Origin of the sequence: Cellulomonas shaoxiangyii (assembly GCF_004798685.1) — a bacterium.
GTDB lineage: Bacteria > Actinomycetota > Actinomycetes > Actinomycetales > Cellulomonadaceae > Cellulomonas > Cellulomonas shaoxiangyii.
In genome coordinates, this window is record NZ_CP039291.1 from 2,464,947 (window position 1) to 2,482,783 (window position 17,837).

A 17,837-nucleotide genomic window follows, 5' to 3' on the forward strand; every position below is an offset into this window, starting at 1 on the left:
CAGGCACGCCGCCGGCGCGGGCCCACCCGGGCCCGCGCCGTCGCGCCGTGCGGCGGGGTGCGGTCAGATGACGTTGTGGATGCGGCCGCTGTCGGCCGACTGGCTGAGCACCGACTCGCGCGGCGTCGACTCGTCGCTCCACCGCAGGAGCGCCCCGACGCCGTCGACGAGGTCGACCGCGCCCTCGTCCGCGAACGTCAGGCCCGCGTCCTGCCCCACGGCCGCGCGCACCAGCGCCACGTCCGCGGGCATCTGCCGCGCACCGTCGGCGACGCCGATCGTGGCCAGGTCGTCCTTGCCGAGCGTGAGCTCGAGCGGACCGTCCCCGACCCAGAGCTGCCGGTCGGCGAGCCGCCCCGGGCTGCCGGCCGGCGGCTCGCCGAGCACGAGCTCCGACACCTGACCCCGCTGCAGCACGGCGACCACGTCGGCGAGGGACGTCACCGCCTCCTCCTCGCGGCCCTGCTCCTGGCGGAACCGGTCGAGCACGGCCTCGCGCCGGCGGGCGCGGTACTCGGTCAGCACCGCGTCGAGGCGCTCGTGGAACGCCGCCTCGTTGACGCCCTCGGCCCGGGACCCGCCGGGCACCTCGACGAGCACCTCCCGGACCTCCTGGCCGACCGCGTCCTTGAGCAGCGCCACCGCGCGCACGTCCCCGGTGAGGACCACCAGCTCGGGCTTGCGCTCGGTCACCTGCCGGTCGAGGTCGGCCGCGACGACGTCCACGTTGCGCTCCCACGAGTCCTGCACGCGCTGCTGCCAGCGGCGGTGCGCCCAGCCGCCGCCCTGGACCTTGTGCATCTCGTCGTGGTCGCCCTCGACGGCCTCGCTGTCCACCCCGAGCGGCCCGGCACCGTCGGTCCACGTCAGGTCCGCGCCCTGGCGGTTGAGCTCCACGAGCAGGAACCGCGTCGCCTCGTCCGCCGCCCGCGCTGCCGGCAGCAGCAGCGGCACCGGCCCGCACGCCGCGGTCGACTGCGCCGGGGGCTCGGTGAGCAGGCGGTCGACGAGGACCTCGCGCGCGTCGGCCACGAGCACGCGCCCGTGCGGCCCCACGGCGTGCGTGGGGCGGGCCACGAGCTCGTCCAGCAGGGCGAGCACCTGCGTCGGCGAGCCGTCGTGCTCGAGCTGACGGCGCAGCACCTTCCAGCGGGACTGCACGTCTGCCGCCCCCGTCGCATCGTCATGCGTGGCGTCGAGGTACACGGTGGTGAAGGGCGCCGAGCGCCCCAGCAGCGGCTTGAGCCAGTGCAGGTCCATCAGGCAGGTCTCCTCGCGTCGGGGTCCCGTCCGGGCATCGGTGCCCCGGCCGCCCGAACGGGTCTGACCCCTCCACCATCCGCCAGCGGGGACGGACCCGCCACCGCGCGGACGCGAGCCGTCACCCGCGAGGCGGACGCGACCGCGCCGGCTCAGGCGTGCCCGACGCTCGCGTCCTGCGCGGTCGCCTGCGTGCTGCCCGTGTGCGCGTGGTCCTGGGCGATCGCCTCGTGGTGGCGGATGACCTCCTCGACGATGAAGGCGAGGAACTTCTCCGCGAACACCGGGTCGAGGTCCGCGTCCTGCGCGAGCGCGCGCAGCCGGGCGACCTGCGCGGCCTCACGGCCCGGGTCGGACGGGGGCAGGTCGAGCTGCGCCTTGAGCAGACCCACCTGCTGCGTGGCCTTGAAGCGCTCGGCGAGCAGGTGCACGAGCGCCGCGTCGATGTTGTCGATGGTCCGGCGGAGCCGGGCGAGATCCGGCGGGACGGGCGCGGGCAGGTCGCTCACGCGCTCTTCTCGCGGGGCGCGCGCTTGTCGCGGCCGACCTCGCGGGGCACGAGCGTCGGGTTGACGTTGTCGAGGACGACGTCGCGCGTGATGACGACGCGGGCGACGTCGTCGCGCGACGGCACCTCGAACATCACCTGCTGGAGGACCTCCTCCATGATGGCCCGCAGGCCGCGCGCACCCGTGCCGCGCAGCAGCGCCTGGTCCGCGATCGCCGCCACGGCGTCGTCCTCGAAGTCCAGCTCCACGCCGTCGATCCCGAACATGCGCTGGTACTGCTTGATCAGCGCGTTGCGCGGCTCGGTGAGGATGCGCACGAGGGCGTCGCGGTCGAGCGGCGACACGGTGGTGATGACGGGGACGCGACCGATGAACTCGGGGATCAGCCCAAACTTGAGCAGGTCCTCGGGCATGACGTCGCCGTAGACGTCCTTGTCGTCGGCCGTGTGCAGCGGCGCCCCGAAGCCGATGCCTCGGCGCCCGGAACGCGACGTGATGATCTCGTCGAGGCCCGCGAACGCGCCCGCGACGATGAACAGCACGTTCGTCGTGTCGATCTGGATGAACTCCTGGTGCGGGTGCTTGCGCCCGCCCTGCGGCGGCACCGACGCGGTGGTGCCCTCGAGGATCTTCAGGAGCGCCTGCTGCACGCCCTCACCGGACACGTCGCGCGTGATCGACGGGTTCTCGCTCTTGCGGGCGATCTTGTCGATCTCGTCGATGTAGATGATGCCGGTCTCGGCCTTCTTGACGTCGTAGTCGGCCGACTGGATCAGCTTGAGGAGGATGTTCTCGACGTCCTCGCCGACGTAGCCCGCCTCGGTGAGCGCCGTCGCGTCGGCGATCGCGAACGGGACGTTCAGCATCTTCGCGAGCGTCTGCGCCAGGTACGTCTTGCCGCAGCCCGTGGGGCCGATCAGCAGGATGTTCGACTTGGCGATGTCGACGTGCTCGTCGCCGGCGGCACGGGCGCCCTCACCGGCCTGGATGCGCTTGTAGTGGTTGTACACCGCGACGGCGAGCGACCGCTTGGCCGGCTCCTGCCCGACGATGTACTGCTCGAGGAACTCGAAGATCTCCTTCGGCTTCGGCAGCTCGACCATGCCCACCTCGGTGGCCTCGGCGAGCTCCTCCTCGATGATCTCGTTGCACAGCTCGATGCACTCGTCGCAGATGTAGACCCCGGGGCCCGCGATGAGCTTCTTGACCTGCTTCTGGGACTTGCCGCAGAAGGAGCACTTGAGGAGGTCCGCCCCGTCCCCGATCCTCGCCACGTGGGTCCCCTTCCTCGGGTGGCCCCGCCGTGCGGCGGGAGCCGTTGCTCGTGCACACCCGCCCCGGGGAGTCACGTTCCCCCATTGCACACCACGGGGGCTCCCGTGTCAGCCGAACGGGTGGGGCGGGTCGCGGCGTGTCCTGGGCGACACGCCGCCGCGACGCTCCCCGTAACACGGGGCGGCGTCGTGGATGCCGGACGGACGTCCGGCCCCGACGCGAGGGCGTCGGGGCCGGACGGTGCGTCACTCGGCGGCGGGCTGCACCACCGTGGGCTGCACGCCCTTGCGGCTCGCGAGCACCTGGTCGACGATCCCGTACTCCGCGGCCTGCGCGGCCGTCAGGATCTTGTCGCGCTCGATGTCCACCCGGACCTGCTCGATCGGGCGGCCCGTGTGGTGCGCGAGCGCCTGCTCGAGCCACTCGCGGATGCGGATGAGCTCGTTGGCGTGGATCTCGATGTCGGACGCCTGCGCGTAGCCGCCGCCCTCCATCGCGGGCTGGTGGATCAGCACGCGCGCGTTCGGCAGCGCCAGGCGCTTGCCCGGCGAGCCGGCCGCGAGCAGCACGGCCGCCGCCGAGGCGGCCTGCCCGAGGCAGACCGTCTGGATGTGCGGCTTGATGTACTGCATCGTGTCGTAGATCGCCGTCAGCGCCGTGAACGAGCCGCCGGGCGAGTTGATGTAGAGGGTGATGTCGCGGTCCGGGTCGGTCGACTCCAGGACCAGCAGCTGCGCCATCACGTCGTCCGCCGAGGCGTCGTCCACCTGCACGCCGAGGAAGATGATGCGGTCCTCGAACAGCTTGGTGTACGGGTCCTGGCGCTTGTAGCCGTAGGCCGTGCGCTCCTCGAACTGCGGCAGCACGTACCGGCCCGTGGGGGACGCGGGTGCCGTGCCGCCGGCCAGGCGCCCGGCGCGGGCGATGAACTGGGACTCCATGCTCACGAAGGTTCTCCTCGCTGGTTCTCTGCGGGTCGCCCGGCCGTCAGGCCGAGGTCCCGGTGCCGTCGGGCGCGCCGTCGGCGTCGGGGGCGGTGCCCCCGCCGCCCGTGACCGAGCCGGCGCTGCTGACCACGTGGTCGATGAAGCCGTACTCGAGCGCCTCCGGCGCCGTGAACCAGCGGTCACGGTCGGAGTCGGCGTTGATCTGCTCGACGCTCCTGCCCGTCTGCTCGGCGATCAGCTCGGCCAGCACCTTCTTCATGTGCAGGATGAGCTGCGCGTTGATGCGCACGTCGGTGGCGGTGCCGCCGATGCCGCCCGAGGGCTGGTGCATCATGACGCGCGCGTGCGGGGTGGCGTAGCGCTTGCCCTTGGCGCCGGACGACAGCAGGAACTGCCCCATCGAGGCGGCCATGCCCATCGCGATCGTGGCGACGTCCGGCTTGATGTACTGCATCGTGTCGTAGATCGCCATGCCGGCCGTGATCGACCCGCCGGGCGAGTTGATGTAGAGCCAGATGTCCTTGTCGGGGTCCTCCGCGGCCAGCAGCATCATCTGCGCGCAGATGGCGTTGGCGTTCTCGTCGCGGACCTCGGACCCGAGCCAGATGATCCGCTCACGGAGCAGACGGTTGTAGATGCTGTCGTTGAGGCCGAGTCCTACGGACTCCGCCCGTGCGATGGCCGGGACCTGCTCGTTCACGAAGGCTCCTTCGTCTGGCTGCGTCGTGCGGCGGGCCGGTGCGGTGCTCGTGCACGTCCGGCCGTGCGTTGCAGCGACCCTAACGCCCGGACCAGCCGCGACACGTCCCGCCGCCGCGTCGTTTCGCTGTCGGCGCAGCGGCGTCGCCGGGATGCCACCCGGGACGCACGACGGCCCCGCGACGTGGTGTCGCGGGGCCGTCGGCTGCGTGCGGTGGTGCTCAGGCCTTGGCGTCCTGCTCGCCGGCCTCGTCGGCGACGGGCTGCGCCTGCGCGTCCTCGGCGGCGCCCGCCTCGGTCTCGGCCTGCTCGACCGCTGCGTCGTCCTCGTCGGAGCCGATGAACTCCGACAGGTCCACCGTGGCACCCGACTGCTCGGTGACGGTGATGCGGCGCAGGGCGACGGCCAGGGCCTTGGAGCGGGCGACCTCCGCGACCATCGCCGGGATCTGGCCCTGCTCGTCCAGCGTGCGGATGAACGTGTTCGGGTCCATGCCGTACTGGCGGGACGCGTTCACGAGGTAGTCGATGAGCTCGCCCTGGCCCACCTTGACCCCGAGCTGCTCGGCGAGCGTGTCGAGGAGGATCTGGTTGCGCAGCGCGGTCTGCGCCTGCTCCGTCACCTCGGCACGGTGCTCGTCGTCCTCCAGGCGGCCCTCGCCCTCGAGGTGGCGGTGCACCTCGGCCTCGACGACGCCCGACGGCACGGGGATCTCGACGGCCTCGACGAGCTGCTCGAGCAGCAGGTCGCGGGCCTGCACGGCCTGGTTGGACGCCTTGATGCGGGCGGCCTGCTCGCGCAGGTCGGCCGTGAGCTCGTCCAACGTGTCGAACTCGCTCGCGAGCTGCGCGAACTCGTCGTCGGCGTCGGGCAGCTGGCGCTCCTTGACGGCCGTCGCGGTCACGGAGACCTGCGCCTGCTCGCCCGCGCGCTCGCCGCCGGCGAGCGCCGTCTCGAACGTCGTGGACTCGCCCGACGACAGGCCGGTGAGCGCCTCGTCGAGGCCCTCCAGCATGTTGCCGGAGCCGATCTGGTAGCTCACGCCGGAGACCTGGTCGACCTGCTCGTCGCCGATCGTCGCGGTCAGGTCGAGGACGACGTAGTCCCCCTCGACGGCGGGGCGGTCGACACCGACCAGCGAGCCGAAGCGCTCGCGCAGCGCGTCCAGGCGGCCCGTGACGTCCTCGTCGTCCACGGCGACGTCGTCGACCGTGACCGACAGGCCGTCGAGCGCGGGCAGCGTGATCTCCGGGCGCACCTCGACCTCGGCGGTGAAGTGCAGCTCGCCGTCCTCGCCCTGCGGCGCGGCGGACAGGCCGGGGACCTTCGTCACCTGCACGTCCGGCTGGCCCAGCGGGCGCAGCTCGTTCTCGCGCACGGCCTCGGCGTAGAAGCCGGACAGGCCCTCGTTGATCGCGTGCTCCAGCACGGCGGGGCGACCCACGCGCTGGTCGATGATGCGCGGCGGCACCTTGCCCTTGCGGAAGCCCGGCACCGTCACCTGCTCCGCGATGTGCTTGTACGCGTGGTCGATGCTCGGCTTGAGCTCGTCGTACGTCACCTCGACGGTCAGCTTGACCTTGGTCGGATCCAGGGTCTCGACGGCGCTCTTCACTTCGATGGTCTCCCACTGGTCATGGCCATGCGCCGGCGGGTCCGACGGGCTGGCACGGTCGGCGCGCCGGTTGGGCGCGCGGTTCGGGCGCTGGTGTCGCGGGCGGCAGCGCGCAGCTGGCAGAGCAGCACAGCACCGGCGCACTCGCGACCCTCGATGCTACGTCACCGCGCCGATCGGCCCCAAAGCGGGGCCGGCGACCGCCGGGCGGCACGCCTGGCGTGGTCCGGCGTCGGCGCCGTGGTCGGTCCATGGTCGGGCCGTGGCCGGGCCGTGGTCGGGATGGCGGGATTCGAACCCGCGACCTTCCGCTCCCAAAGCGGACGCGCTACCAACCTGCGCCACATCCCGTGGGCGCACGTCCGGCGCCCTGCCGACGACGGTGGACCCGCCTCGGTGCGCCCGCCCGTGCGCGTCGCGCCCGGTGGCACCCGCTACCCTGGGTGCCGCGGTCCGAGGGCCGCCGGTCCCGCTGCACGTCACAGGTGCGGGCACGGCGACGCGGCGGACCTGCGCGGACGTAGCTCAATGGTAGAGCCCCAGTCTTCCAAACTGGCTACGCGGGTTCGATTCCCGTCGTCCGCTCCGACGCCCGTCCCGGTGCCCGAACCCGCACCGTCCGTCCTGCCCACCGCGCCACGACGCCCGCGCGCGCCGCCCCCGGTCCGCGGCTCCGCCCCCGTTTCCGTCTGCGGCCCGCGCGTGCTGAGGTAGCGCCCGTGACGACGACGTTCCTGCGCCCCGGCGACCGCGTGCTCCTGACCGGCGACTCCATCACCGAGTGGGGGCGCGACCGCGACGACCCGACGAGCCTCGGCCACGGGTACGCCGGCGTCGTTGCCGCGCTGGCCGGTGCCCGGCTGCCGGAGCACGACCTGGAGTTCCTCAACCGCGGCGTCGGGGGCGACACGGCGCGGCTGCTGCGCGAGCGCTGGGACGTCGACGGCCTCGCGCTCGAGCCGACCGTCGTGTCGGTGCTGATCGGCGTCAACGACACGTGGCGGCGGTTCGCGGGCGGCACGGTGACGACGGCCGAGGAGTACGAGGAGCACCTGCGCGCCGTCCTCACCTCGGCGCGGGAGCGCCTCGACGCCCGGCTCGTGCTGATCGAGCCGTTCGTGGTCCCCGTGACGCCCGAGCAGCACCTGTGGCGCGCGGACCTGGACCCGCGCATCGCCGTCGTGCGCCGGGTCGCGGCCGAGCTGCGCGCGGTGCTCGTGCCCGCCGACGGCCTGGTCGCGGCGGCCGCCGTGCGCACCTCGCCGGAGCGGTGGGCGTACGACGGCGTGCACCCGACGCCCGCCGGGCACGGCCTGCTCGCCGAGGCGTGGCTGAGCGCGGTCGGCGCCCTGCCCGGCGCCGCCTGACCCGCACGACACGTCCGGCGCGGCCCGCGCCGGGCACGCCGCGCGGGCGTCGATCCGCGGACGACCTTTGCGGGGGCGCCCTGCGCCCGCTACGGTCGGGCCGACCGGCGCCTCGTGCACCGGTCACACGCCACGACACCGGGGGGCGGGCCCACGCGCCGCGCCCCGACCGACGAGGAGAGCGATGAGCGCGCACCACGCCGCCGCCGCCCCCGTCCTGCGCGCCCGCACGGCGTGCTGTCGCTGTCGGTAGAGCGCTGGCTGCCCGCGCGCCCCACGGCGCGCACCCGCACCCGCACCACCCCGTGCGCCAGCGCTCGCCCCGGCAGGCCGTCGTCCGGCACCCCGCCCGTTCCTCCCGCACGATGGGACCGACCGGCGCGCGGCCCGCACCCCGCACCACCCGTCGCGGCCCCCGCGACCGCAGCCCCGCACCGTCCCCCACTGCCGCCCGCGGCGGCCCCGACCGAAGAGGAACCATGGCACGCATCTACGAGGACGCGACCGCGCTCGTCGGCAACACCCCGCTGGTTCGCATCAACAAGCTCACGGAGGGTGCCGGCGCCACGGTCGTCGGCAAGCTCGAGTTCTACAACCCCGCCAACTCGGTCAAGGACCGCATCGGCGTCGCGATCGTCGACGCGGCCGAGCGGTCCGGTGAGCTGAAGCCGGGCGGCACGATCGTCGAGGCCACCTCCGGCAACACGGGCATCGCGCTCGCGTTCGTCGGCGCGGCCCGCGGCTACGACGTCGTGCTGACCATGCCCGAGACGATGTCGAAGGAGCGCCGCGCGCTGCTGCGCGCGTTCGGCGCCGAGCTCATCCTCACGCCGGGCTCCGAGGGCATGAAGGGGGCCGTCAACCGGGCGACCGAGATCGTCGCGGAGCGGCCGGGCGCGATCCTGGCCCGCCAGTTCGCCAACGAGGCCAACCCCGAGGTGCACCGGCGCACCACGGCCGAGGAGATCTGGGCCGACACGGACGGCGAGATCGACATCCTCGTCGCCGGCATCGGCACGGGCGGCACCATCACGGGCGTCGGCCAGGTGCTCAAGGAGCGCAAGCCGGGCGTGCAGGTCGTCGGCGTCGAGCCGGCCGAGTCGCCGATCCTCAACGGCGGCGCGCCGGGCCCGCACAAGATCCAGGGCATCGGCGCGAACTTCGTGCCCGACATCCTCGACACCTCGATCTACGACGAGATCCTCGACGTCGACGCGGAGACGGCCGTCGCCTGGGCGCGCCGCGCGGCGCGCGAGGAGGGCCTGCTCGTGGGCATCTCGTCCGGCGCGGCGCTGTACGCGGCGGTGGAGCTGGCCAAGCGCCCCGAGAACGCCGGGAAGCTGATCGTCACGATCATCCCCTCGTTCGGCGAGCGCTACCTCACCTCGGTGCTCTACGCCGACCTGCTCGACTGACACCGCCGCCCGGCCGCCGTCCCACCACGGCGGCCGGGCGTCGTCATCCCGCGTCCCCACGCGACCCCCGCCGACGGAGCTACCCCATGCGACACCTGACCGACTTCCTGCGCGTGCTGCGCGACGACCTCGACGCGGCGCACGGTCACGACCCCGCGGCGCGCTCGCTCCTCGAGGTGGCGCTCGGCTACCCGGGCGTGCACGCGATCTGGGTGTACCGGCTGGCGCACCGCATGTGGCAGGTGGTGCCGCTGCGGCTGCCCGCGCGGCTCCTCTCGCAGGCGGCACGTGCCGCGACGGGCGTCGAGATCCACCCCGCCGCACGCATCGGCGCGCGCCTGTTCATCGACCACGGCATGGGCGTGGTGATCGGCGAGACGGCCGAGGTCGGGGACGACGTCGTCCTGTTCCACGGCTCGACGCTCGGCGGCAAGGCCATGCGGCGCGGCAAGCGCCACCCCACGCTCGGTGACCGCGTGGTCGTCGGCGCGGGCGCGAAGGTGCTCGGGCCGGTGTGGATCGGCGACGGTGCGCAGGTCGGCGCGAACGCGGTCGTCATCACGGACGTCCCGGCCGGTGCGATCGCCGTCGGCGTGCCCGCGCAGGTGCGGCGCCGGCCGCTCGCGGCGCCGTTCGACGCCGAGGTCGACGACCCCGCGATCTTCATCTGACGCACCACGTCGCTCGGGCGTCGCCCTGCCCGTCGGCGGCGACGGGCGGTTCACCTCGCCGGGCCCTGCCCGGGCCGGGGTGCACGTCGTCGTCCCGGCGCGGCCGCACCAGGGTTGTTATAGATGTTGCGTAACTACTAGACTGGCACCGTGCTCTTCCGCATCGACACCGCCTCCGGCGAGCCGCTGTACGCGCAGCTCGCCGACCAGGTCCGCTCCGGCGTGGCGCGCGGCGACCTGCGCGCGGGCGAGCGGCTGCCGTCGGCCCGCGAGCTCGCCGCCGCCCTGGACGTCAACCTGCACACCGTGCTGCACGCCTACCAGGACCTGCGCGACGAGGGCGTGATCGAGCTGCACCGCGGACGCGGGGCGGTCGTCGCGGCCCGCGCGGGCGGCGACTGGGACGAGCTGCACGACGCCGTCGGCCGGGTGGCCCAGGTCGCCCGGCGGCTCGGCGTCGCACCCGAGACCGTGACCACCCTCGTCAAGGAGGCCCTGCGATGACCGCCGGCCGCACCCTCGCCACCGACGCCCGGCCGACCACGCACCGCCTCGCGTCGGTGCTGCTGTGCGCCGTCGCCCCGCTCGTGATCGCCGCGGCCGCCGCGGTGGTCGCCCTGTCGTGGGCGCCGGAGCTGCCCTCCCCCGTCGCGACGCACTGGGGCCCCTCGGGCCCCGACGGGTTCGGCTCCGTCACCGGACTCGTGGTCGGCACAACAGTGGTCACGCTGGTGCTGGCCGCCGCCGCCACCGCGCTCGCCCTGGCGGTCGACCGCCAGGTCACCGCGCGCCGGATGTCTGCGGGCCTGGCCACCGGGGTGGCCGCCGCCCTCGCCACGGTGCTCCTGGGCACGCTGCACGCGCAGCGCGGGCTCGCCGACGCCCGGGACGCGGGCGGCGTCGGCGCGACCGTCGCCGCCATGGTCGCCGTGGGCCTCCTCGCCGGGTGCCTCGCCGCCTGGGCCACGCCGGGTGACACCCCGCTGCCCGCGGGCGGCGGGGTGGACCCCGCGGCCCCCCGCGTCCCGCTCGCCGCGCACGAGCGCGCCGCGTGGACACGGACGGCCACCGGCCGGCCGGGGATCGTGATCGGCGGCACCGCCGTCGTGCTGGTCACCGGCGCCGCCCTCGCGACCCGGACCCCCGGGCTCCTGGCGCTGGTCGCCGCCCTCGTCGCCCTCCTGGGCTGCATGACGGTGTTCCGCGTCCGGGTCGACGCGCACGGCCTCACCGCACGGTCGGCGCTCGGCTGGCCGGCGCTGCACGTCCCGCTCGAGGAGGTCGAGGCGGCGCGCGTCGTCGACGTGCACCCCCTGCGCGACTTCGGCGGCTGGGGCTACCGCATCAGCCTCGGCGGCCGCGTCGGCGTCGTGCTGCGCCGGGGCGAGGCCGTCGAGGTGCACCGCAGCGGGGACCGCGTCGTGGTCGTGACGGTCGACGACGCCGCGACGGGCGCGGCGCTGCTCAACACGCTGGCCGACCGGTCCCGGAGCGCTGCCCCCGAGTAGCGTGGCCGCTCGTGCGCCGGCGGACGGGCGGTGCGTCGACGGCGACGGAGGACCACGGATGCGGCTGGGCTACCACACGGGCTACTGGTCGGCGGGTCCGCCGCCCGGCGCGCGCGAGGCGGTCCACGCCGCCGACGCGCTCGGCCTCGACTCGGTGTGGACGGCCGAGGCGTACGGGTCGGACGCCTTCACCCCGCTGGCGTGGTGGGGCGCCGGCACGCGCCGCGTCCGGCTCGGCACCGCGATCGCGCAGATGTCCGCACGCACCCCCACCGCCACCGCGATGGCGGCCCTCACGCTCGACCACCTCTCGGGCGGACGGTTCGTGCTCGGGCTCGGTGCGTCCGGGCCGCAGGTCGTCGAGGGGTGGTACGGGCAGCCGTACCCCCGGCCGCTCGCCCGCACGCGCGAGTACGTCGCCGTCGTCCGGCAGGTCCTGGCCCGCGAGGCGCCCGTCCGGTTCGACGGCGAGTTCTACCGCCTCCCGTTGCCGGCCGACGAGGGTGCCGGCCTCGGCAAGGCCCTGCGGTCCACGGTGCACCCGCTGCGCGCCGACCTCCCGATCCACCTGGCCGCCGAGGGGCCGAAGAACGTCGCGCTCGCGGCCGAGGTCGCGGACGGCTGGCTGCCGCTCTTCTACTCCCCGCGCATGGACGCCGAGTACCGCACGCGGCTCGCGGACGGCTTCGCGCGGCGGTCCCCTGCACTGCGGCCCGCCGCCGCGTTCGAGGTGGTCGCGACCGTGCCGGTCGTGCTCGCGGGGTCCGTCGAGGAGGCCGCCGACGTCGTGCGGCCGTTCGTCGCGCTGTACGCGGGCGGCATGGGAGCCAAGGGCGCGAACTTCCACCGCGACGTCCTGGACCGCCTCGGCTACGCCGAGGCCTGCGACGAGGTCCAGGCGCACTTCCTGGCGGGCGACCGGGCCCGCGCGGCCGCCGCCGTGCCGACCGAGCTCGTGCGGGACGTCGCGCTGGTCGGCACGGAGCACGACGTGCGGGCCCAGCTGCCCACCTGGCGGGAGACGGCCGTGACGACCGTGCTCGCCCAGGCGGACGCGCGCACGCTGCCGCGGCTCGCCGACCTGTGGGCGGAGAGCGGCGCCGACGCCGCCGCGCCCGCACGCCCCGACGCGGGGCCGTCCGCGGGCTGAGCCAGGAGGTCCGGCGGCGGCGGGGGCCGTCCGCCTCGTTCCGCGCGCCCGGAGGACGGACGTGCATTGCCGCCGTGGCGGAGGTCTGGCTAGAGTGCGTCCGAGACGTGGTCACCGCGTCTCATGATGTGAGAAGCCACCGACGGACGAAGGAGGACGCGATGACCGCCACCCGCGCGCTCACCTCCTCCGCGACCGTCATGTGCCGGTGCTGTCGGTCGTGCTGCCGCACGCCCCGCACCGGCGCCCGCTGACCCCCAGCGCGCCGACCCGCCCCCGCGGGTCTCCGCCGGTGCCCGCCCCTCGCGGGTGCCCGGCCCCCCGGACGCCCGCGCCCTGCCCCCCGGGACGTCCCCATGGCCCTCACCACCCCGGCCCGCCCGCGCGCCGACCGCCCCGCGCACGGCGTCGTGCTGCAGGACGTGCACCGCACGTTCGCGACGCCCTCCGGCGCGCGGCCCGTCCTGCGCGCCGTCGACGTCGAGCTGGACGCGGGCGAGATCGTCGCCCTCGTCGGCCCGTCCGGCTGCGGCAAGTCGACGCTCCTGCGCCAGGTCAGCGGGCTGGACACACCCGACGGGGGCCGCGTGCTGCTCGACGGCACGCCCGTGACGGGCATCGACCGCCGCACCGCCGTGGCGTTCCAGGAGCCCCGCCTGCTGCCGTGGCGCACGCTGGCGCAGAACGTCGCGCTCGGGCTGCCGGCGGGCACGCCCAAGGACGCCGGTCGCGCCCGCGTCGCGGAGCTGCTGCGGCTGGTGGGGCTCGAGGAGTCGGCCCGGCTGCGGCCGCGGCAGGTCTCCGGCGGCATGGCCCAGCGCGCGTCGCTGGCGCGCGCGCTCGCCCGCAACCCCGGCGTGCTCCTGCTCGACGAGCCGTTCGGCGCGCTCGACGCGCTCACCCGCCTGCGCATGCAGGACCTGCTGCTCGACGTGCACGCCGCCGAGCCGGCGACGGTCGTCCTGGTCACCCACGACGTCGAGGAGGCGCTCTACCTCGCCGACCGCGTGCTGCTGCTGCGGTCGCTCGGCGCCGGGCCGGACGACGAGCCGAGCGTCGCACGCGTGATCGACGTGCCGGGCAGCCGCCCCCGCGACCGCGCCGACCAGCGCCTCGCGGAGCTGCGCGCCGAGCTCCTCGAGGGCCTCGGCGTCGCGACGCACCACGTCCGCGCCGCCGACGCCGACGGCCACCACTCGATCTGACCCACCCCACCCCCTCCCCTCCCCCGGCCGCCCGGCCGGGCTCCCCGAAGGACCACCGATGACCCTGCGCACCACGGACCTGCACCGGCCCGCCGCCGCCACCGCCCTCGCCCTGGCGACCGCCCTGGCGCTGGCGGGCTGCGTGCCCGGCGAGGGCTCGGCCCCGGCGGCCGCCGACCCGACCGCCGCGTCGAGCGACGACGCCGGCTGGAGCACCGACACGCTCGACATCGACTTCGCCACGTACAACCCGCTCAGCCTGGTCATCAAGGAGCAGGGCTGGCTCGAGGAGACGCTGGGCGACGACGTCACCGTCACCTGGGTGCAGTCCGCCGGCTCGAACAAGGCGAACGAGGCCCTGCGCGCCGGTGCGGTCGACGTCGGCTCGACGGCCGGCTCGGCCGCGCTGCTCGCGCGGTCCAACGGCTCGCCGATCCGCACGATCGACATCTACTCCCAGCCGGAGTGGGCGGCGATCGTCGTGCCGGCCGGCTCCGACATCACGTCGGTCGCGGACCTCGCCGGCACGTCCGTCGCCGCGACCAAGGGCACCGACCCCTACTTCTTCCTGCTGCAGGCGCTCGGCGAGGCGGGCGTGCCGCTCGACCAGGTCGAGGTGCAGAACCTCCAGCACGCCGACGGCCGCACCGCGCTGGAGCAGGGCTCCGTCGCGGCGTGGTCCGGGCTCGACCCGATCATGGCCGCGAGCGAGGCCGAGTCCGGCACGCAGCTGATCTACCGCAACGTCGACTTCAACTCCTACGGGTTCCTCAACGCGACGGAGGAGTTCCTCGAGACCAGCCCCGACGTGGCGCAGGTCGTCGTCGACACCTACGAGAAGGCGCGCGCCTGGGCCCAGGAGAACCCGGACGAGGTCGTCGCGATCCTCGCCGAGGTGGCCGGCATCGACCCCGCCGTCGCCGCCCGCGTCATCGGGGAGCGCACGAACCTCGCGGTCGACCCGGTCCCGGGCGACGCGCAGCGCGAGGTGCTCGAGGTCGTCGGGCCCATCTTCGTCGAGTCCGGCGACGTGGCGAGCCAGGACGACATCGACCGCGCGCTCGACGAGCTCTTCGAGCCCACGTACGCCCAGGACGCCGACCCGGCCCGCGTCGACGGCTGACCCCCACCGCGGCGCCCCCCGGCGGGGCGCCGCGGCACCTACCCCCTCCTCGTCCCCCGGGAGCAGTCATGTCCGAGCACGTCGCCGGCGTCGGCGCCGGCCCCGTCACCGACCGGGCCGGCCGGCCGCTGCGCGCGCTGAACCCGTTCGACGCCGCACGCGGCGCCGACGCGGTGCCCGCGGCCGGGCCGGCGCCCGCGGCGCGCCCGCGCGGCTTCTGGTCGCGCCCGGTCGTGCGCGTGGTCGGCGGCGCGCTGCTGCCGGTGCTGCTGCTCGCGGTCTGGCACGCCGTGACGACGGGCGGCCTCGTCCCGCCCTACCAGCTCCCCGCGCCCGCGGCGGTGTGGGGCGCGGCCGGGGACCTGCTCGCGCGCGGCGACCTGCAGACGCACGTGGCGATCTCGGTGCAGCGCGTGCTCGTCGGGTTCGTCGTCGGCGCGGGCGTCGGGCTGGTCCTGGGGTCGCTCGTCGGCCTGTCCCGGGCCGCCGACGTGCTCCTCGCGCCGCTGCTCGGCGCGGTGCGCGCGGTGCCGTCGCTCGCGTGGGTGCCGCTCCTCATCCTGTGGCTGAAGATCGGTGAGGAGTCGAAGGTGACGCTCATCGCGATCGGCGCGTTCTTCCCGGTCTACACCACCGTCGCGGCCGCGCTCCGCCACGTGGACCCGCAGCTCGTGGAGGCGGGCCGTGCGTTCGGCCTGCGCGGCGTGCGGCTCCTGCAGAGGGTGCAGCTGCCCGCCGTGCTGCCCTCGGTGCTGGCCGGGCTGCGGCTCGCGCTCGCGCAGGCGTGGCTGTTCCTCGTCGCGGCCGAGCTCATCGCGTCGTCGATGGGCCTCGGCTTCCTGCTCAACGACTCCCAGCAGAACGGCCGCGTCGACCGCATCCTGCTCGCGATCGTGCTGCTCGCGCTGCTCGGCAAGCTGTCCGACTCCCTCGTCGCCCTGGGCGAGCGGACCCTGCTGCGGAGGTACGCATGAGCACGATCACGGCCCTGCAGACCGAGACCCGCACCTACGCGCCGCCCGCGGACCTCGCGGCGGCCGCGAACGTCGGTCCCGACGCGTGGGAGCGGGCGGACGCCGACCCCGTGGCGTTCTGGGAGGACGCGGCGCGCCGGCTGCGGTGGGACGCGCCATGGCACACCGCGCACACGTGGGCACCCCCGGTCCCCGCGCCCGGCGGCGGGGACGACGCGCTCACGGTGCCCGAGGCGCGGTGGTTCCTCGGCGGGCGGCTCAACGTCGCCGTCAACTGCGTGGACCGGCACGTCGACGCGGGGCGCGGGGACGTCGTCGCGCTGCACGTCGAGGGCGAGCGCGGCGACCGGCGCACCCTGACCTACGCCGACCTGCAGCGCGAGGTGTCCCGTGCGGCGAACGCGCTGACGGCGCTGGGGATCGGACCGGGCGACCGCGTCGTCGTCTACCTGCCGGTGCTCGCCGAGACGGTGGTCGTGACGCTCGCGATCGCGCGCGTCGGCGCGGTGCACTCGCTCGTGTTCGGGGGGTTCTCCGCCGAGGCGCTGCGGTTCCGCGTGCAGGACACGGGCGCGAAGCTGCTGGTCACGAGCGACGGCCAGGTGCGGCGCGGCACCGACGTGGAGGTGAAGTCCACCGCCGACGCGGCCGTCGCGGGCCTCGACCACGTCGAGCACGTGCTCGTCGTGCGCCGCACCGGGCAGGACGTGCCCTGGACCGACGGGCGCGACGTCTGGTGGCACGACGTCGTCGACACCGCACCGGACGTGCACGAGGCCGAGTCGTTCGACGCCGAGCACCCGCTGTTCGTCATCTACACCTCGGGCACCACGGGCAGGCCCAAGGGCCTCGTGCACACCTCCGGCGGGTACCTGACGCACGCCGCCTGGTCGCACTGGGCGGCCTTCGACCACAAGCCGGACGACGTGCACTGGTGCACCGCCGACCTCGCGTGGGTCACGGCGCACACGTACGTGCTCTACGGGCCGCTCGCGAACGGCGCGACGCAGGTCATCTACGAGGGCGTCCCGGACGCCCCGCACCGGGCCCGGCACCTCGAGGTGATCGAGCGGTACGGCGTCACGACGTACTACACCGCGCCGACGCTGATCCGGACGTTCATGACCTGGTTCGGCGACGACCTCCCGGTCCGCGCGGACGGCGTGCCCCACGACCTGTCGACCATCCGCCTGCTCGGCACCGTCGGCGAGGCGGTCAACCCCGAGGCGTGGGTGTGGTTCCGGCGCACGTTCGGCGCCGACCGCGCGCCGGTCGTCGACACCTGGTGGCAGTCGGAGACGGGCGCCGCGATGATCGCGCCGCTGCCCGGGGTCACGACCCTCAAGCCGGGGTCGGCGACGCGGCCGCTGCCGGGGATCGCCGCCAAGGTCGTCGACGACGCGGGCGTCGAGGTCGGCCCCGGCGAGGGCGGCTACCTCGTCGTCGAGCGGCCCTGGCCCGGGATGGCCCGGACCGTGTGGCGCGACCCGCAGCGGTACCTCGACGCGTACTGGCGGCGGTTCGCCGGCCACGGGCCCGCGGGCGCCTACTTCCTCGCCGGCGACGGCGCGTCCTACGACGAGGACGGGTACGTGTGGCTGCTCGGCCGCATCGACGACGTCGTCAACGTCTCGGGCCACCGGCTGTCGACCATCGAGGTGGAGTCCGCGCTCGTCGCCCACCCGGCCGTCGGCGAGGCCGGCGTGGCCGGGGGGGCGGACCCGGTGACCGGCCAGGCCGTCGCGGCGTTCGTGGTGCCGACCACGCCCCCCGGACCGGTCGACGACCACGCCGCGTGGCTCGCCGCCACCGGTGAGCTGCGGGACGCGCTGCGCGCGCACGTCTCCGCCGCGATCGGGCCCGTGGCCCGGCCGCGTCACGTGCTGGTCGTCCCCGAGGTGCCCAAGACCCGGTCCGGCAAGATCATGCGGCGGCTGCTCGCGCAGCTCGTCGACGGCACCCCCCTGGGCGACACGACGTCGCTGCAGAACCCCTGGGCGGTGGACCAGGTGGCCGCGCTCGTGGCCGCCGCCGGACTGCGCACGACCCCGTAGTGACCCGACCCCGCCCCACCGAGCCTGCGCGACCGTCCCGCACCGCCCGAACCGTCCCCCGAGG

General features: G+C 75.0%; 16 protein-coding genes and 2 tRNA genes. 11 read left to right on the forward strand and 7 right to left on the reverse strand.

Features of this window, described 5'->3' with window-relative positions; translation table 11 throughout:
• Positions 1–63: 63 nt before the first annotated feature.
• From E5225_RS11150 to E5225_RS11180, 7 genes are all read right to left on the reverse strand, one after another.
• Positions 64–1,260 carry a baeRF2 domain-containing protein gene (locus tag E5225_RS11150; RefSeq protein ID WP_135972698.1) on the reverse strand — a complete coding sequence of 399 codons (1,197 nt, stop codon included), beginning with the start codon at positions 1,258–1,260 and terminating at the stop codon, positions 64–66.
• A 152-nt stretch (positions 1,261–1,412) separates the two neighbouring features.
• On the reverse strand, positions 1,413–1,769 hold the full coding sequence (locus tag E5225_RS11155) for a chorismate mutase (protein ID WP_135972697.1): 357 nt from the start codon (positions 1,767–1,769) through the stop codon (positions 1,413–1,415).
• On the reverse strand, positions 1,766–3,043 hold the full coding sequence (clpX, locus tag E5225_RS11160) for an ATP-dependent Clp protease ATP-binding subunit ClpX (protein ID WP_135972696.1): 1,278 nt from the start codon (positions 3,041–3,043) through the stop codon (positions 1,766–1,768). The genes E5225_RS11155 and clpX overlap by 4 nt, the downstream gene beginning before the upstream one ends.
• A gap of 246 nt (positions 3,044–3,289) precedes the next feature.
• Positions 3,290–3,991, reverse strand: coding sequence for an ATP-dependent Clp protease proteolytic subunit (locus E5225_RS11165; RefSeq protein WP_135972695.1), 702 nt, complete (start codon positions 3,989–3,991; stop codon positions 3,290–3,292).
• 40 nt (positions 3,992–4,031) lie between these two features.
• The gene (locus tag E5225_RS11170; RefSeq protein WP_135972694.1) at positions 4,032–4,691 is read right to left on the reverse strand and encodes an ATP-dependent Clp protease proteolytic subunit; all 660 of its coding nucleotides are present in this window, start codon (positions 4,689–4,691) and stop codon (positions 4,032–4,034) included.
• A 220-nt stretch (positions 4,692–4,911) separates the two neighbouring features.
• Positions 4,912–6,306 (reverse strand): trigger factor, encoded by a 1,395-nt coding sequence (gene tig, locus E5225_RS11175; protein WP_135972693.1) that lies wholly within the window; start codon positions 6,304–6,306, stop codon positions 4,912–4,914.
• A 274-nt stretch (positions 6,307–6,580) separates the two neighbouring features.
• A tRNA-Pro gene (locus E5225_RS11180) sits at positions 6,581–6,657 on the reverse strand.
• A 163-nt stretch (positions 6,658–6,820) separates the two neighbouring features.
• Here E5225_RS11180 and E5225_RS11185 point away from each other — a divergent pair.
• The 11 genes from E5225_RS11185 to acs all read left to right on the forward strand — a co-directional run bounded on the left by E5225_RS11185 (position 6,821) and on the right by acs (position 17,773).
• Positions 6,821–6,891 (forward strand) — tRNA-Gly (locus E5225_RS11185).
• A 134-nt stretch (positions 6,892–7,025) separates the two neighbouring features.
• Positions 7,026–7,673 carry an SGNH/GDSL hydrolase family protein gene (locus E5225_RS11190; protein WP_135972692.1) on the forward strand — a complete coding sequence of 216 codons (648 nt, stop codon included), beginning with the start codon at positions 7,026–7,028 and terminating at the stop codon, positions 7,671–7,673.
• A 479-nt stretch (positions 7,674–8,152) separates the two neighbouring features.
• Positions 8,153–9,088, forward strand: coding sequence for a cysteine synthase A (cysK, locus tag E5225_RS11195; protein WP_135972691.1), 936 nt, complete (start codon positions 8,153–8,155; stop codon positions 9,086–9,088).
• An 86-nt stretch (positions 9,089–9,174) separates the two neighbouring features.
• Positions 9,175–9,759 (forward strand): serine O-acetyltransferase EpsC, encoded by a 585-nt coding sequence (gene epsC / locus E5225_RS11200; RefSeq protein ID WP_135972690.1) that lies wholly within the window; start codon positions 9,175–9,177, stop codon positions 9,757–9,759.
• Positions 9,760–9,909: 150 nt separating this feature from the next.
• Positions 9,910–10,263 carry a GntR family transcriptional regulator gene (locus tag E5225_RS11205; RefSeq protein WP_135972689.1) on the forward strand — a complete coding sequence of 118 codons (354 nt, stop codon included), beginning with the start codon at positions 9,910–9,912 and terminating at the stop codon, positions 10,261–10,263.
• Positions 10,260–11,267, forward strand: a complete 1,008-nt coding sequence (locus tag E5225_RS11210; protein WP_135972688.1) for a DUF1648 domain-containing protein — start codon at positions 10,260–10,262, stop codon at positions 11,265–11,267. The genes E5225_RS11205 and E5225_RS11210 overlap by 4 nt, the downstream gene beginning before the upstream one ends.
• A 58-nt stretch (positions 11,268–11,325) precedes the next feature.
• Positions 11,326–12,417: an LLM class F420-dependent oxidoreductase gene (locus E5225_RS11215; RefSeq protein ID WP_135972687.1), complete on the forward strand. Its 1,092-nt coding sequence runs from the start codon at positions 11,326–11,328 to the stop codon at positions 12,415–12,417.
• A gap of 356 nt (positions 12,418–12,773) precedes the next feature.
• On the forward strand, positions 12,774–13,622 hold the full coding sequence (locus E5225_RS11220; protein ID WP_135972686.1) for an ABC transporter ATP-binding protein: 849 nt from the start codon (positions 12,774–12,776) through the stop codon (positions 13,620–13,622).
• A 58-nt stretch (positions 13,623–13,680) separates the two neighbouring features.
• The gene (locus E5225_RS11225) at positions 13,681–14,745 is read left to right on the forward strand and encodes an aliphatic sulfonate ABC transporter substrate-binding protein (protein ID WP_135972685.1); all 1,065 of its coding nucleotides are present in this window, start codon (positions 13,681–13,683) and stop codon (positions 14,743–14,745) included.
• 68 nt (positions 14,746–14,813) lie between these two features.
• Entirely contained in the window at positions 14,814–15,719 is a 906-nt protein-coding gene (locus E5225_RS11230; protein ID WP_135972684.1) for an ABC transporter permease, read from the forward strand.
• Positions 15,716–17,773 (forward strand): acetate--CoA ligase, encoded by a 2,058-nt coding sequence (acs, locus tag E5225_RS11235; RefSeq protein ID WP_135972683.1) that lies wholly within the window; start codon positions 15,716–15,718, stop codon positions 17,771–17,773. Before E5225_RS11230 ends, acs begins: the two co-directional genes overlap by 4 nt.
• Positions 17,774–17,837: the final 64 nt, after the last annotated feature.